General features: G+C 56.7%; 20 protein-coding genes and 2 pseudogenes. 13 read left to right on the plus strand and 9 right to left on the minus strand.

Going from position 1 to position 14,904, the window contains the following annotated elements:
• Positions 1–3: 3 nt before the first annotated feature.
• On the plus strand, positions 4–273 hold the full coding sequence (locus DVK01_RS19870) for a hypothetical protein (RefSeq protein ID WP_121538515.1): 270 nt from the start codon (positions 4–6) through the stop codon (positions 271–273).
• Here DVK01_RS19870 and DVK01_RS19875 read toward each other — a convergent pair.
• From DVK01_RS19875 to DVK01_RS19885, 3 genes are read right to left on the minus strand one after another with little or no spacing between them, the layout of a single operon-like run.
• Positions 270–887, minus strand: coding sequence for a hypothetical protein (locus tag DVK01_RS19875; protein ID WP_147435209.1), 618 nt, complete (start codon positions 885–887; stop codon positions 270–272). The two genes, DVK01_RS19870 and DVK01_RS19875, sit on opposite strands and share 4 nt — an antisense overlap.
• Before the next feature lie 60 nt (positions 888–947).
• On the minus strand, positions 948–1,199 hold the full coding sequence (locus DVK01_RS19880) for a type II toxin-antitoxin system RelE/ParE family toxin (RefSeq protein ID WP_121538519.1): 252 nt from the start codon (positions 1,197–1,199) through the stop codon (positions 948–950).
• A 6-nt stretch (positions 1,200–1,205) separates the two neighbouring features.
• On the minus strand, positions 1,206–1,550 hold the full coding sequence (locus DVK01_RS19885; protein ID WP_121538521.1) for a helix-turn-helix domain-containing protein: 345 nt from the start codon (positions 1,548–1,550) through the stop codon (positions 1,206–1,208).
• A 181-nt stretch (positions 1,551–1,731) separates the two neighbouring features.
• Here DVK01_RS19885 and DVK01_RS19890 point away from each other — a divergent pair, with 181 nt between their 5' ends.
• The 7 genes and pseudogenes from DVK01_RS19890 (at position 1,732) to DVK01_RS19920 (ending at position 5,581) form a co-directional block, all read left to right on the plus strand.
• Positions 1,732–2,061: a hypothetical protein gene (locus DVK01_RS19890; protein ID WP_121538523.1), complete on the plus strand. Its 330-nt coding sequence runs from the start codon at positions 1,732–1,734 to the stop codon at positions 2,059–2,061.
• Positions 2,058–2,321 carry a hypothetical protein gene (locus tag DVK01_RS19895; protein ID WP_121538525.1) on the plus strand — a complete coding sequence of 88 codons (264 nt, stop codon included), beginning with the start codon at positions 2,058–2,060 and terminating at the stop codon, positions 2,319–2,321. The genes DVK01_RS19890 and DVK01_RS19895 overlap by 4 nt, the downstream gene beginning before the upstream one ends.
• 167 nt (positions 2,322–2,488) lie before the next feature.
• Entirely contained in the window at positions 2,489–2,755 is a 267-nt protein-coding gene (locus DVK01_RS19900) for a type II toxin-antitoxin system HicB family antitoxin (RefSeq protein ID WP_121538527.1), read from the plus strand.
• A 95-nt stretch (positions 2,756–2,850) separates the two neighbouring features.
• A pseudogene (locus DVK01_RS19905) lies at positions 2,851–3,102 on the plus strand (hypothetical protein).
• A 53-nt stretch (positions 3,103–3,155) separates the two neighbouring features.
• Entirely contained in the window at positions 3,156–4,433 is a 1,278-nt protein-coding gene (locus DVK01_RS19910; RefSeq protein WP_121538529.1) for a glycosyltransferase 87 family protein, read from the plus strand.
• Between the two features lie 42 nt (positions 4,434–4,475).
• Positions 4,476–4,679, plus strand: a complete 204-nt coding sequence (locus DVK01_RS19915; RefSeq protein WP_121538531.1) for a hypothetical protein — start codon at positions 4,476–4,478, stop codon at positions 4,677–4,679.
• Between the two features lie 224 nt (positions 4,680–4,903).
• Entirely contained in the window at positions 4,904–5,581 is a 678-nt protein-coding gene (locus tag DVK01_RS19920; RefSeq protein ID WP_121538533.1) for a hypothetical protein, read from the plus strand.
• Positions 5,582–5,592: 11 nt separating this feature from the next.
• Here DVK01_RS19920 and DVK01_RS22950 read toward each other — a convergent pair whose 3' ends face one another.
• Positions 5,593–5,769, minus strand: coding sequence for a DapH/DapD/GlmU-related protein (locus DVK01_RS22950; protein WP_121538535.1), 177 nt, complete (start codon positions 5,767–5,769; stop codon positions 5,593–5,595).
• Between the two features lie 676 nt (positions 5,770–6,445).
• Here DVK01_RS22950 and DVK01_RS19930 point away from each other — a divergent pair.
• From DVK01_RS19930 to DVK01_RS19945, 5 genes are all read left to right on the plus strand, one after another.
• Complete coding sequence (locus DVK01_RS19930; protein ID WP_121538537.1) at positions 6,446–7,183, plus strand: hypothetical protein; 738 nt, start codon at positions 6,446–6,448, stop codon at positions 7,181–7,183.
• 909 nt (positions 7,184–8,092) lie between these two features.
• Entirely contained in the window at positions 8,093–8,305 is a 213-nt protein-coding gene (locus DVK01_RS19935) for a hypothetical protein (RefSeq protein WP_101352131.1), read from the plus strand.
• A gap of 178 nt (positions 8,306–8,483) precedes the next feature.
• Positions 8,484–8,648, plus strand: a complete 165-nt coding sequence (locus DVK01_RS21940; RefSeq protein ID WP_157829477.1) for a hypothetical protein — start codon at positions 8,484–8,486, stop codon at positions 8,646–8,648.
• Positions 8,649–8,663: 15 nt separating this feature from the next.
• Complete coding sequence (locus DVK01_RS19940; RefSeq protein ID WP_101352132.1) at positions 8,664–9,107, plus strand: hypothetical protein; 444 nt, start codon at positions 8,664–8,666, stop codon at positions 9,105–9,107.
• 1,219 nt (positions 9,108–10,326) lie between these two features.
• Positions 10,327–11,064, plus strand: coding sequence for a hypothetical protein (locus DVK01_RS19945; protein WP_121538539.1), 738 nt, complete (start codon positions 10,327–10,329; stop codon positions 11,062–11,064).
• A 323-nt stretch (positions 11,065–11,387) separates the two neighbouring features.
• On the opposite strand, the gene DVK01_RS19955 is transcribed toward DVK01_RS19945, so the two are convergent.
• The 5 genes and pseudogenes from DVK01_RS19955 to DVK01_RS19975 all read right to left on the minus strand — a co-directional run.
• A complete protein-coding gene (locus DVK01_RS19955; RefSeq protein ID WP_147435210.1) occupies positions 11,388–11,771 on the minus strand; it encodes a hypothetical protein in 384 nt (127 codons plus the stop codon).
• Positions 11,768–11,968 (minus strand): hypothetical protein, encoded by a 201-nt coding sequence (locus DVK01_RS19960; protein ID WP_232794602.1) that lies wholly within the window; start codon positions 11,966–11,968, stop codon positions 11,768–11,770. Before DVK01_RS19960 ends, DVK01_RS19955 begins: the two co-directional genes overlap by 4 nt.
• A gap of 2 nt (positions 11,969–11,970) precedes the next feature.
• On the minus strand, positions 11,971–12,294 hold the full coding sequence (locus DVK01_RS19965) for a transcriptional regulator (protein ID WP_101352052.1): 324 nt from the start codon (positions 12,292–12,294) through the stop codon (positions 11,971–11,973).
• Positions 12,291–12,599: a hypothetical protein gene (locus DVK01_RS19970; protein ID WP_101352053.1), complete on the minus strand. Its 309-nt coding sequence runs from the start codon at positions 12,597–12,599 to the stop codon at positions 12,291–12,293. The genes DVK01_RS19965 and DVK01_RS19970 overlap by 4 nt, the downstream gene beginning before the upstream one ends.
• Positions 12,599–14,904, minus strand: a pseudogene (locus DVK01_RS19975) (hypothetical protein); the annotation flags it as partial. The pseudogene DVK01_RS19975 and the gene DVK01_RS19970, both read right to left, overlap by 1 nt.

Raw genomic sequence — 14,904 nt, forward strand, 5'->3', positions numbered from 1 at the left:
TTGATGACTTGGAAAGAGCGATTGAGTAGGTACTACCACGCTCGCGGTCTGCCAAAGACGTTCCTTGGAGCAATTGGAAAAGTGGTTGTTGAGGGCGGGTTTTGGTTGACTGGAACGATGGCTGTCGTGGCCGCAGCTGTGATAGCTCCTTATCCCATTCTTAGTAATACCGAGCTGCTGTCGGAACAGTTTCTGCAGATCTCGTTTGGTATTGCGACCGCGTTTACTGCTACTGATTGGTGTCTGACGACGCTGCCGCCAGGCGAAATTTAAGCTAACGAGAGGAGGTTGGCTTGCCGTACAACGGTCAGGTCGATGTCGTCGACGATACCGAATAGAACGACTAGCCGTGCTAGCCCTTCGATAAGGAGAATACCAGGCGAGGTTCCCACAGCTGAGTAGATTACTCTGTCCATGACTGGGACAAACACGCCAAGATAGAGTGCGTATGCCGGGAGCGTTTGCACAGAGATAGTTGCGGCGAGATACAAGACGTTCATGTAGGTAATCATTAGAAGTGTGACTATCGTGGCACGACGGACGAAATCCCGTATTTCTTTCTCGGTCTGGAATCCCAGAAAGATTGGCTCTTTTTCCTCTTCGGTTGGTTCTTTTTCGGGTTCTGCTTTGGGTTCCTTCTCGTACATCCGTTCGAGATTGGAGGTGATCGAACCCATCATCACAGCGATGTAGACGCCGAACATCGGCGTCAGAAACACTGTTGGACTGGTTGCATCGCTGAGCACCAACAGTATCACCGTTGGCAGGAGTGCGATTGGGATATAAATTGCGTTCCCGACAAATCCAATGGCGAGCAAGCCAATAGCGTGGCCTAACGTAGATGGAATGTCTCGTTGTCTGGAAAGGCTGGTCGAGCCTGTCGCCATCGTTTCGTCTAAATCCTTTTGGCCCATCTGTATAAGTGCTATGAGCGTCGTCTGTATAGTTCAGTCGTAGAAGCCGTCGCGGTGGCCGATTCGGAGAACACGAAGGACGGATTCGTTTTTGTCCCAGTCGATTTCGGCCCGGTATTCGCGGCCGATTTTTAATTTGAAGGTTTTTCGTCCTTGTAGCCGTTCGAGGTAGTGGTCTGGGTTCTCGCCGGCTTGCTTCAGTTTGTCGCGGATACGTTGTTCGATATCTGGTTGGAACGACGCTAACTCGTCGGTGGCCGATTCGGCCAACAACACATCTGCCATCTGACCTCAGGCCTCGTCGAGACTGACAAATTCCTCTTCTTCGAGCCGGCGGTCGGCCTCGGCAGCCACGTCGTCGGCGAGCCGCGGCCCGACGAGCGCGGTCCAACCCACAGCAGAGGCACCGAACTTCTTGCTTGCGACGATACCCGCATCTTCCATCTCTCCCAGCCGACGGCGAACCGTCTGGCTGCTGACTTCGATATCGAAGTGTTCGGCCAGCGCGTCGGTGATCTCGGTGGCAGTCAGCATGGGCTCTTCCGGCGTGGTTTCGTAGTCGAACGCCTTCAGCACGTCTTGTTCGGTCAGTTTGTCCGTGTACTTCCCAGAGTCGTTCCGTGCGCGATTGCTCATATTTCCTAGAAGCCGGTGGGGGTTGATAATGTTTTCCCCACCACATGGTCCGGAACATAACGCTTAAGCCCGTGTGGTCCGGACAATATGGCACGGAAGGCCGGCCACTCGGGACACTTGGAGTGTAGAAGTGCCCGCGTGTGTCCACCACGCAGGCCGGGCTTCCGTGGTGCGAAAACCCATGAGCAAATCTGCGACACCGACTAGTAAATCTGTCGGCACGACTGACGCACATCCACAGGAACGTACCGCCCGCGAATTGCTTACGCAGGGTCGCCCGCTCTTCCTGGGCGTCGACGGTGAAGGCGCGGCCCACTACTGGGACTCGTATGAATTCGCCGTCGCTGTTGTTGCCAGCGACGACCAAGCCGAGAAAGTCCCACTCGCCGAGACGCCCTTTGAAACACTCGCAGGCTGGTGCGAGTACACGCAGGACGAACGCGGCTGGGCGGTCGGCCCGCACGTCGGCGGCACCATCGTCGACGATCTCGTCCAGGCGGTGGAAGCATGAGTAAGACCATTCGCTGTACGGTCGAGAACCGCCAGCGCGTCGAACGGGCTGCCCGAGCACTGCGAGAGACTGCCCCGACCGCCGTGGTCGAGACGACGCCGCCGGTGCGCTCGGAACACGACGCCTGGACGCTCGACGCCGTGCTGCGAGAGACCGACGGCGTCCCGCCTGAAGTGCTTCGGGAGCTCGCGCTGGCTGACCTGACGCTCCAGCCGACCCCCACGCAGGCTGAGCATCAGCACGTCGTGGCGACGGCCTGACCGAACCGAATAACCTGCTTTTATTATCAGGGCATCCGGGCTGCCGCGCGGGCAATCGGTCGTTACCACCACCTCCCAACACCACGGCGACCGATTCCCGTTGTTTCACCCCCCCATTCCGTCTTTGCTGGCCGAACGCTTATGCCACCCATACAGCAACTAGAGATATGGCCAGTTCGACGCGCGACGAGACCCACGAGGACGAAATTCGGATGTGGCGCGAGGGAGACTCGTGGGTAATCACGGATGTCGAAACCGGCGTCACTACACAGGGCGAGAATCGTCAGGACGCTCTGGAAATGCTTGACGATGCGGTCGCGGGCTACAAGGGCGAACGCGGCCACGAACCCACCGACGAAGAACTCCGAGAGTTGGGGGTTGACCCCGAAGATAACACGACCGGAGATGGCGAACTGCCCGAGTTCATGCAGTAAATGGCTCTGGGTACGTTTTCTGGCAAAGATGTCGTGAAGGTCCTGATAAATGTCGGCGGCTCGCTCGTCGGCGACCTCGTGGCTGGGTACGAGCAATGAGCAACTGTACCGCCGAACACCGCCGGAAGGTCCGCCGGGCGGCCCGAACGCTTGCAGTGACTCACGAGACGGCCGGTGTCGACGTGCTCCCGCCAAGCGAAAGTCAATACGACCGCTAGACGCTTGACGCGGCGCTACACTCGGAGGGCATCCCGCCGGCGGTGCTCCGCGAGTTGGCACTCGTCGGGCTGACGTTGCGACCCAAGCTCTCGCAGGCTGACGTGGCGATCGTCGTCGCGACGGCATAATATAAACTGGCAGTGTCGCTGGTCTTTTCCAGTTGCTTATCCATGCCATCCATATGGATGGTGAAAACAAATTATTGGACAGTGTGGGCCGCGGTCTCACTCGTTTTACCGATCGTCTGAGTGTAGATAATCTGTCTGCTTTCGATGTCGCCGTGGGTACATACGCTTTGGCGATGATTCTCGGAGGGAGTTTCTTTTATGGGGATACAGATGTGGGGGCATTTTTATCGGCAGCTGGAGCTGTGACATCCGGGACGCCGGTATATTCCTTGCCACACTCAGCATATGCCCCTCTTCCATACGTGCTTTTTGCCGTAGTTTTGTCCCCGATACAACTGCTGGGTCATCTGATTACACCACCAAATTACCTGTCTATATTTGCGCTCAAGACATTATTCGTCGGCGCTCTGGTTACTATTGTGTACCTCCCAACAGATATTGATCGGCGTCACTGGGCACTGTTAGTGCTGGGGACTCCTATTACAATATACTATACAGGGTTCTTCGGACAGTCTGACGCTCTGGTCGCATTAGCGGTGGTTAGTATGCTCGTCGCTGTCCACAACGAACGGTGGGCCCTTGCCGGTGCATCGGCCGCGGTTGCGACATCGCTGAAAATCTATCCGGCAATAGCGGCACTCGTGTTGCTCATTCGCTATCGGTCGCACTACCGGGAAATCATCTTGGGCGCGCTTCCGATCACCTGCTTGACTGCCGGCCTCCTATTTTGGATGGCTCCAGAGAGCATTACAGCAGCCCTGGACACCTCACACCCATTTTTGTTCAAAGATCGTCCGATTACAACCTTTTCTGCTCAGTCTCTGGTTAGTTACTTCATCGGAGAATCAACAACACTGGGTCTTCAATTATTCCCGGTAACCACGGTAGCAGCTGCAATTTGGGCCATTCGGGGAGAGTTTACCGTCCCAGAACTGGCGCTGGTGATACCCATGATACCCGCAGTATTGGTTTACCCGTATGCTCCGATCTATCGATGGTTGCCTGTCTTGCTGGGTCTTGGGTATTGCGCTGCGATAGGTCCAGATCGGTTACGAACTCACGTAGCTATTATTGCAGGAACACTCTCGATCCGTCCGCTGGCGTATTTAGCCCTGATGCCTGTGTACAAAATGCCGAATTTCATCGGCCAAGATACGCGATTGTCAGAAGGGGCCGCACAACCCATCCTTACGCATTGGTCTTGGACTCTAATCACAGTCGTGTTGCTGATATCAGTGCTCTCGATGTTGTACACAGCGTCTGGTAGCCAGACTAACCTACGGGAATTGTGGGCTGAGACACTTCAAGATCGCCGTGGTGAGCGCAGATAAACTCCCGCACGCTTATTTCAGACCGCCAGAAAACGGACGGGCATGGATGATGAGACCGTCCACCTTGAGGGCGATATCCCTCAGGAACTCTTCGAGGAGATGCAAAATAAATTCCCTGCCTCTGCGGAGGGGGGTAAACGCAACTTACTGCGAGCTGTGATTGACGACTGGCAACGGATGAAAAAATTAGAAGTTGCCAGAGCTACAGGTGAATATCCGAGCGAAACACAGGTATCAAGAGAATAAGTAAGAATATCTTACTGCACTGTCGTCAGGTTTAAGCTAGTTGCATGAGTTGTAATAGCTAACAGGACATCGTCGTGGTCCCGCGAGGGATGACCCCCCGAGGACGCCGCTCCGGTTGACAGGCCGGAACGGACGTGGCTCGGGAACGGCCGCGCTGGCCGACCAATCGGCGTGTGCTTGTGAGCCTTAATCGGCTCACTCGTCAGTCGTTTCTCTCACCACCCATGTCAACCAACAATAGCCCCAGCGACAGCGAGCGACAGCGCCGCGAAAGCTCGGCGTTCGCGCCGGCCGACACCACCGTCAAGCGTGGCGAGGATCTCGGTCTTCCCGACCCCGTTGACGCTGACCGTAGCCCACACGAGGAAGAGCCGAACGCCTCAGGCCCTCGCCGCGACGACTGGTGGGGCGACCCCGAGGTCGAGACCGTCGCCACCGAGCATCACGACGGCGGCACCGAGTGGGACGAGACTGAGATCGTCAGCGACAAGGCCCGCCACACGACTTTTCAGATTCTGCGGGATGTCGCGCCGAAACTCTGCGGGGCCAGCCTCGACGATCCGGCCAAGACGCCGGTCGAGTTGTCGGACCCGTACGCGCGGCCGCACGGAGACGGTAACCGTGTGCATCTGCGGGCCGCTCGTGTCAACAAGCGAGACGGGTGCATATCTGGCGGAGAGTCGACTGGCGTCCGGCTTGGTGACGTTGACGATGAGACGTTTTGGAACGCGATTGAGTTGCTCTTTGGCTACTGGACGACGAACGCAAAAGTCCCCTTCGACGAGACCGACGTCGAGGATTTCATGATCGACGCGAAACGAATGCGCCAAGATCCCAACAAAGGGGATGCGGAGACCATCAAAACACTCGCCAACGATGCATTGTCAGATAACACCGAATAATGTGACAAATATTAGCTCCACGCGACGTCTTCACGCACAACATTCGCCGGTTGTCCAACTGCCAGCGATTGGGGTGGGATGTCTTTGGACACGACACTGCTAGCACCGATGACAGACCCGTCACCGATTGAAACCCCCTTCAAAACTGTCACACCCTGCCCTATCCAAACATTGTCGCCGATATGTATTGGCCCCGACCTTGGCTACTCAGTGCCATTAATGCTGAGCTTGTGACGGTCATCATCTAATAATTGAACATCCCATGACAGTTCACACCCGTCGCCGATTGTGATTTCGTTACCACACAAGATCCTACCGTGAGAATTCATGTTCGAATCGCCCATCCGAAAATCGCCCTCTATATGAACAATCGAAGCGGGGCCAATGTTCGCTCTATGGTTTCCGGTGTGGGCGACGGTTGAACCACTGTGCGATTCGAACTTCGACCTTCCAATCCGTGGGTGCGTCGCCCCACGGTCTCCTATGCCTACTTCAATACGATTGCTAATCTCGAACTGGGTAGACTCGTCGATATCGGTAATTGTATTCGTATGAAACAGCAGGGAATCTGGTCTTCTCGTATGCTTCATAGAACTGACGGCTGACTTAATCATCCCTCGAAATCCAGCTTTTCGGCGTGCTTGACGAAGCTTTTGGATTGCCATATAAAAATCTAAATTGTACCGATATTATTGTTTTTGACTCTAAGCCAACTCGCCTCAGACGAAATCTATAATTTAGACATCACTAACGCAGTACGACCGGCTGGGAGGATGGCGCAGAGGCGCTTGTTTACGCCTATGACGGCCGCTATTAAGCCCTGATAAAACCCGGATCGACGCTCGCAAACATTCGGAGGTTCCTATGTCAGACACACAAAAACCAGTAGACGGTAGTATCGACACCACGCGGCGGTCCCTCATCCAGACGATTGCCGGGATGGCAGTAATGGATTGGTCCCTTGACGAGGATGGCGACGGAGACTATCTGGACGATCTTCTGGGGCTAAACGACGAAGACAGTCCAATCAGCCTGACAATCGAGAATAATGGCGCACAGGTTGCTGAGGACCTTGGCGTCCTCAATGCTGGGCCTGGTATCGATGCCGCAGAGACCTCCACCGGGACTGTGAAACTGTCGGCGACAGGCAAGTCCAGCGGCATCCCATCAATCGGGAGGATCGATGCACAAAAAGACTCAATTGCGGATCTAAACAACGCGGAAATTTCGTGTATGCGCCCTGCCCTCCGATACATCATCTCAGTAGGCGTTGGACTCGCAGTGACGGCGCTTGCAGTAGCATTCGCCACAGCGGACCACTTGATCATGCTTTCGCTTCTCCCACTCTATGGGGCGGTAACGTCAATGATGTTAGCACATAAGCAGCAGTGGGTGTCTCTTTCCCGTGGGAGTCCCACTCGGTCAACAAGGAAACGAGGAGCTATTATCGGTGGCCTTGGAGCATTCACTGGCTCACTACTTCTCCAGGCATCAGTCCCGGCGGGGTTTGCTGGGTACGGACTGATGCTTCTCGGCATGGCTGGAGCGATTGCTGATTTGGACCAAGCCAGCAGTACTGACCAGGCTACCACAATCGATTGACTCAGGACTTGCTGTTTCTCGACGCCGCGCTTCGGGAGACCGACGGCGACTCACCTGAAGTCCTCCAGGAGCTGGCGCTGGCTGGGTTGACGCTCCAGCCGACGCCCGTCCAGAACGAGCACCAACACGCAGCGTGTCATAGAACTGTTCACAGCCGGCCAAGGGAATGATGTTTTGGCCACTGGTTGATACTAATTGGGTTCAATAGCTTACTCACCCTGAACTGTGCAATTTCCGTTCATGTCCTCCATTGCCAGCTTGATACGCAACTTGAGCAGAGATGAGATCGTGAGTATCACAGTTATCGGCATAACTGTCGCAGTGTTTGCTTGGTATCGGACCAACATGACTGGTATACAGCGGTTGACCAACTCTATTATCATTCTCCTCGTGAGTATTAGCTGTGCGACGGCTGTAACAGTAGTTCTGAAGAAATGGAATCCCGCGTGGTATTCCTCATGATGATAGACGATGAGTGGCCCAATTGCGTGAGACCGATTCTATGACACGCTTACACGTCGTGGCGACGGCCTGAGCGCGACAGCAATACTCTATCCTTTTGACGACTTGCGTAGCTGTTTGGCATGGGTTGCGATGGTTTCCGAGACCACTCCTGACAGTTTGCGACCCCGCGCCGGGACCTGTTAGAGGCAGGTCCCATGACGGCGCGAGTGTGTATCCGTAGTTGATGGGTGACTGGTATGTAAACCCCCCTTGTACTTCCGGGAGTGGTAGCTCGCTAACCAACAGTCGGTGGTAGAAGCGGCCCAGTGTTGGTTAGTCAGGGGGAGTGTCGAAGAACAGTTCACAAGACGGTTAATTTCAGCACCATCGATGCTGGACTGGCAGCTCAGTAAGTGTGCGTGTTTAACAAAAAGAGGTATCCCTCCGCTGACGGTATTCGGGCGTATGGATGCCCTCCAACATCTGTACCGTAGACTGGACAACCGAGTACGGGGCCTCTCGCGCCTCTCGTACGCTCTGCTCGTCGGCCTCATCTCCGCGGCGGCCGTATTCGCTGTTAGAAGCTTGCTGCCGGGGGATGGAAGTTTCGGCCCGATCGCGATGGGCGTCTCAATGACTGTCGTCTACTACGCGCTTGACCCGAACAACACAACTTGACGCAACTTGCTCTCACTGTACTGACCGGTCAGCGACTTGTCTGAGAAAGCAGTATTCAGACGGACCAGCTGTTGCCTGCCCGAGTTACGCGTCCCTAGTGGCAGGCAGTCAGCAATACCAAAGCCGGAGGACTACCACCACCACTACTTATTTAGCTGAGGATTATATGTATACATATATGACCGAACTGGATGAGGAGACGCCGTCGCCTTCGCCGTCACGAAAGGCAGATGGTGACTCCGATTTCCCCCAAGTGCCCATTGGGCTACTTGATGGGATGGACGATATCATCAATGGGGATACTGCCAGCAAGTCGGATATCGAAGACGTTCTGAAATTCTAAGTCTCTGTTCGCTCTGTGAGCCGAGTTCCGCTGTCTGATGAAGAAACATATGTCATTTTTGCAGAGGAGACTCTTTCAAACCTCCAATCTCTGGATGGGAGCAAACAGCAGCAGATACTGAGCAGGCTCTTGGACATCGCTGCGAGCGCTAATCTCCCCAGTCAATTCAGACACGAAACGATAGGTAGTCTTGACCTTCTTACAGCAGGAGACCAGTGCCGACTCTACACGAAGATCGTCGAAAATATTCCAGAAGGCAACGCAACGTATCACCTCATCTTTGTGCTCTATATCGACGATAAGCACGAGTATAGCCAGTCGGAATTAGCGACATACGATCCACTGGCTGATTCTTTCCTTTCTGTGGCGACATCTATGGACGATGTTGAGAGTGTTGAAGACTACTTAGCAGAAAAGAATGCACTCAGTGCTGAAGACCTGGAAGACTTGCTCTCGTAACTCGTGAGCCGTTGTCAGAATACCGAGGATACATCAGAAGCCAACTCCCTGAAGCCGGCATTGGGGGATCGGTTATGATCTCCAGAGAGGTGATCATTCTTGGAATGTCTCAGACGATCCTCCCTGTACGTTATACAGTCTTCGTTCCCGCGATTGTTGACAGCCTCAACAAAGGTACGACCGTGCGACTGCATGGATCGAAGGACGCCGCCCCTCAACAGATGATGTCTGGGGCAGTCAACCACTCCAGTCACTCGCAAATCGGTTGCAATCTGATGTTGTACGGGACTACCTGCTGATGGGTTGTAACGGAAATGAACCGCCGGACGTCAGCATACGTACGCTGTGACCGCACATGCTTACCAGGTCAGTCCCCGCCACAAAGGCAAGGGAGTGTCCTGCGTCCTCATTCAATATTAGAGTATGTGACTACAAAAAAGTCCGTTTGTGATCCGCCAGATTCCGCTGAGTTACTGCTCACGATTTCTAACGCCACAATTCGGGTATGGCTTGTCCCACTCTGGATACCGCACATTCCGTCACCTGGACAGGCTGGCCTATCGAAGCGATGACGCCTGCGTGTCCCCATGACGGCGTCCTTCTTCGAGACGAAGTGGGCCTGATGTGTTCATCGCGCTCTCGATGTTCAGCGTGCTCTCCACGTGGCTCGATGTCTCTTGTACTCAGGACATGGACTTCGTGTGTACCGCCACATGGGAAGCCATGTGCGCGTGTGCGGGTGTGGGACTCGTCGTCGACGCTCTCAACATACCCTATCTATCAGATTTCGTGTATAGTTCTACACCCCTCGTCGCACACGATGGGCACACTGGCTTCGCTGCGAGTTCTTGGTCACTCGTCCCCCTTGTGACCTCACTTTCGTCGCTACCTCATGGGGGGTGTGCCCACTATTAATTGCGGTACGGTGCTGAATAGAGTTATAATATCCTAAGATTAGGACATCTATTAGGACAGGATGTATGATAATTATGGTAGGGTTTAGGATAGGGGTAAGCTAATTCTATGACAGGGGTTAGGACAGGGGTAGGCTAATTTTACAACAGAAGTTAGGACAGGGAATCCTAAAATTATGGCACTATTAGGACAGGAATAGTATAATATTAGGACAGGTATTAGGACAGGATGTAATAGCGTTAGGCTATCCTATTAGGATAGGGTAAAATATAACACCCTAAGATTATAACAAGGGGGCAAGAAGATGGCCGAGAGTACTGAGTCCGAGCTAAGCATCGAAGATATCGAGTTTCTAACTATCGTCAGAGATGTCTCTGACAACCCGGACGAGTACGACGGAACGGAGCTCGGAGAAGCGCCTGCCACGGTGACTGTTATCACAGACAACACATCGCTATCGAAGTCCCAGGTGAAGTATCGACTCAACTCAGAGAGTGATGCTGGTAACTCTCGTGGGTTCACTGAAGACCAACTAGGCTACATCAAGAGCTACGGTGCATCGATGACTGAGAAGGGGTGGGGTCCACGGTCGTGCGAAATCACTGAGAAGGGGCGAGAAGCACTTGATGAGGTTACGGAAAATTCCACCCTATCGTTGTCCACATCGAAGGGGGGTAGTCCAGCTGGGGGGTCGACTGAACGTATCGAGGAACTAGCGGAGGATATTGAGCGACTAGACAACCAGTTGGCTGCGATGGGTGCCCGCTTGACTGAGGCGACGGAAGCAATTGAGGAATTCAACGAAGCCGAGTTTGGTGCAGTTGATGAAGAAATGTCGCACAGGTTAGAGTCCGCTCTGGACGCGATGATTACGTACAAAAATATCTTCGAGTACGTGCTTGGTACTGATGTACGCCCGTTCCACCCGGATGAAAATGGAATGATCGATGCTGAGATGGTAGCAGAAGGACGTGAGCAAGTCGTTGCAGCGATAAACGCGACATCAGAATCGGACGCAGCGGAGGAACTCAGACGGAAGTGAATAGAGTTAGTCAGTACTGAGAACGCCGTCCAGTCTGAACAAGACAACGACTTCTAGAGGTATCCCAATTACCTCCTTACTCAGACAGGATCTCCCTGCATGAGCTGGACAACCGCGTAGCCGGCGACGACCAACACAAGCACGAAAACGTCGGGGGTAACCAGCGTCCTCAGTGGGGTTCCGCCACTGAATGTCTGCAGTGCCACGACACAATTGACCCCGACAATTGCGATCCATCGGCCAACTGTGAACTCACCGAGCCGCTGCAGTATGATGAACGACCCGACCGCGAGAGCCACTTAGCGATAGAACAGCGAAGAGCATCACGGCCCCTCCGTAAGAGTGCAGCCGGCGGTCAGCTGGCGCTCGGCGAGGACATCGGCTTCCCCACCGAAGTCAACCGCGACAGCAGTCACCGTCGAGTTCGCTGGCACGTCGAATCCCCACGTTGTCGGCCTGTCGATGGTCATGGAGGCCGTTTCACGGCCAGCGACATCTATCAGGATACGGTCAGCGCTTCCGGGGTCCGCGTGCCCGCGCAGATGGCAGTCCCCTGGCGAGACACTGTCAGCGCCAGAGAGTTCGACGGACGGGCCTGCAGTGTCCGAGAGCGCGCCGGCCGCCCCCATCGCGAGCGCCACCGCGACGAAGCCCAGCACGACCACGCCCACTACCCCAGGATGTGGCACGCAGATTCGCTTACTCATGCTGCCCTCCGGTCGACGGCCGGGTCCGTTTCATCGCCCCAGTAGGCTACCAACTGCCCGACAGCAAGACTCGACAGCGCGAGCCCCAGCCACCACAGCATCGGGCCGCCGATCCCGACCAGCCCCAGCCCGACGACCAGCGAAGCGAGCTTCCGTGGGTGACCGCGGGCTTCGGCAACCCACGAACCCTCGGGCACAATCACGAGTCTCCCCCCAGCGCCCGGTCAAGACTGTCCCGCATCCCGGCCAGCACCTCATGGCCGTCCTCGGTCACCGAGTACGTTTCTCGTCGCTTGTTCGGTCCCGACGCTTCGACCAGCCCCGCCGCTTCCAGTTCCGAGAGTTGTTCCCGGACCCAGCGGTCACTCGTGCCGAGTCCCTCCTGTGCTTTCTGTGCGATGAGTCCGCGCCAGCCGTCGCCGTCGTGGGCTTCGACCACAAGCAGGCAGGTCTGTGCGACCGGCGAGAGGTTCGCGAAGGCCGCCCAGTCCGGGTCGTCCTCGACGCCACCGAGGTCCGTCATCCAAGCACCTCCGTTGTGAGCCAGTCGACGGCCCCTTTCCCGGCCACGTCCCACGCGGTGCCAGCCCCAGAGACGATATCACCGATCATCTGGCCCACGTCGACGCTGACCCAGCCCGTCGCCATCCCCAGCACGAGTGCCCCGACGGTGAGCGCGCCAAACGTCGCGACTGTGCCGACGGCCGCCACCAGCCCGCCGATGATACTCTTGATACGCCGGAACTTGTAGCCGCCGTACACGACAGCAGTGACCAGCGCCACCTCTTTCCCGAACTCGGCAACGAGCGCGCCGAACCAGTCGAACATCAGTCGTCACTCCCTCTGTTGCCGCCACTGCGACGAGCGATGATGTTCACCTGCGGTTGGTCGTCATCGGGCGAGTTGTTCGCGCGATACTCTCGCACGAGTTGGATGACCGCGAAGCCAGCGATGACCACCACCAGCACGAACGCATCGGAGTTCACCAGCGCTGTCAGCAGGTCGCCCTCACCGAGCCATTGCAGCGCCAAAACACCGAGTACACCGACAATCGCAATCCACCGGGCCGTCGTGAACTCGCCGATCCGCTGCAGGAATACGAGCGATCCGATAGCGAGACCGGTGACCGCCAGCATCGCGCCCAGTTCCGGTCCGATATCGATGTAGCCCGACTGAATGGCTGCCACCAGTGCCGCCGCGCCGACAGCGCTGGTCAATATGGTGTTCTCACCGAGCGTGACGATGGCGTCACCGAGCGCTTCGATGCTGCTGGTGACGCCGTCCTCGACGATCCCGCCGACGCGGGGCAGCTGTCCGGCAGCCGCCCCGGCGCTGGCCGCGAGTGAGTCAACCACGTTACGGGAGCGCTTGGGCCGCCGGCCGATCACGAACAGCATCGCAATCGAGCCGAACAGTGCGACCAGCCCGACGAGGTTGCCCTGGTCGGCCGCGCCGAAGATTGTCGACGCCCCGTCCGGGTTGGCCGTCGGTGCCGACGCCGTTTTGACTCGAATCACCGAATCGATGTTGTCTTTCGGCACCGTCATCGGCTCACGGCCTTGCACGCGGTCGAATCGCTTGGTCGTGTCAACCTCATAGACGCCGTACCACGAGCCTTCGGTCGCGCCCAGATACTCGACAGTGAACGACTCACCCGAGCGCTGTCCCGGAGCGACGGTAAACGCCGGGCTGGTGGCGTTCGTCTGTTGTTCTGGCACGCTCGCCCGGATAGTGCCATTGACCGGCGAGAGTTGAACGGGTGCGGTTCGGACGCCGACCTCGCTGCCTGCAGTGGCTTCCGGGAAGTGAACCCGCTGGGCGTGGCGTGTCGAGAGTTCGGCGTAATCGCCCTCTGCCGAGTAACTCTCGTTGACGCCGTAGTGAAGCTGCTGGGGCTGTGACGTGTTCCCGACGCTGATGTAGGCATCGCTGGCCCAGCTGTCCAGCCGGACCCGCGAATCGAGGTCGGTCCCGACGGATGTCGCATCGAGGACAGTCACCGCGCCGTTGTGAACGTCGACCTTCGAGCCGACCGACCGGACTTCGACGGTCGTTCCCTTCGGGACGGTGCCGCCGGTCAGTTCGGCAATGTCGATCTGCAGTTCGGTGCCCTGCATGGTGCGGGCCGACGCCGGTATCTGGGTCCAGCTCCCGGACTGGCCGACCCGCACTTCGAGCGACCGCAGGGAGATGATGTTCTGTGCGTGCGGTATCGTCAGCGTGGCACTCTCGCGGCTGGAGAGGTACGTTCGCGAGATGTTGTAGCGCTCACTGAACGCTTCGTCTTGGAAGGTGACCGCCCGCCGGGTCGTCAGCTCGTGCTGGTAGTCAACGTCGACGGTCGGCGCTGGGGCATCAGTGCCGGTGTCGCCATCGCCAGCGACGACGGTGACGTTGTTCTGGCCGGACTGCAGCCAGCTCTGATTTGCCATGAGCGTCGTCGTGTCGTCTTGGCTGAGCGTGCCGGACATCCGCACCGGCTGGCCGTTGATAATGACACCAGCGTCCTCGGTGACCGTGCGTTCCGTGTAGCCGATAGCCACGTCGACAGCGCCCGACTGCGTGCCGACTGTGGCATTGCTGACCGACGAGTCGAACTGGTCAATCTGGACGGTCTGGGATTCGCCCTCATTGAGCTTGCCCAGGTATTCCGCTTCGGCCATGCCGTCGCCGTCGATATCCAGCGTTGGGTCCTCGGTCGTCGTGGTGATCGTCGAGCCGGCTTCGACGCCGACCTTGTGGCCGGTCGCCACCTGTGCCGTTTGTGACCCGGATTCGATGTCCGGCAGCGACCGCGTGACCGTCTCGCCATCCATCAGAACGCCGTCATAGGAGGCATCAGCCGTCCCGTCGTCGTTGATATCTATCGACGGGTTCTTTGTCGCCGTGCGCTCGGTGAACGAGAGGTCTGTATCGACTTTACCATCGTCAAGTGAGACCGTCGCAGTGTGTGAGCCGGTTGGGACGTTCGATGCGCTGACCGTCGCTGTCTGTCCTGGTTGAAGGATGCCAGAGTAGCTTGCATCGGTGGAGCCGTCGCCGTTGATGTCGATGCTCGGGTTTTCGGTTCCGGTACGGGCTGTATAATCAAGCGAGTAGTCGACTGCCCCAGCACCGCTCACGGATATACTGT

The sequence above is a fragment of the Haloarcula sp. Atlit-120R genome, from assembly GCF_003665885.1.
In the GTDB taxonomy this organism is placed as follows: domain Archaea; phylum Halobacteriota; class Halobacteria; order Halobacteriales; family Haloarculaceae; genus Haloarcula; species Haloarcula taiwanensis.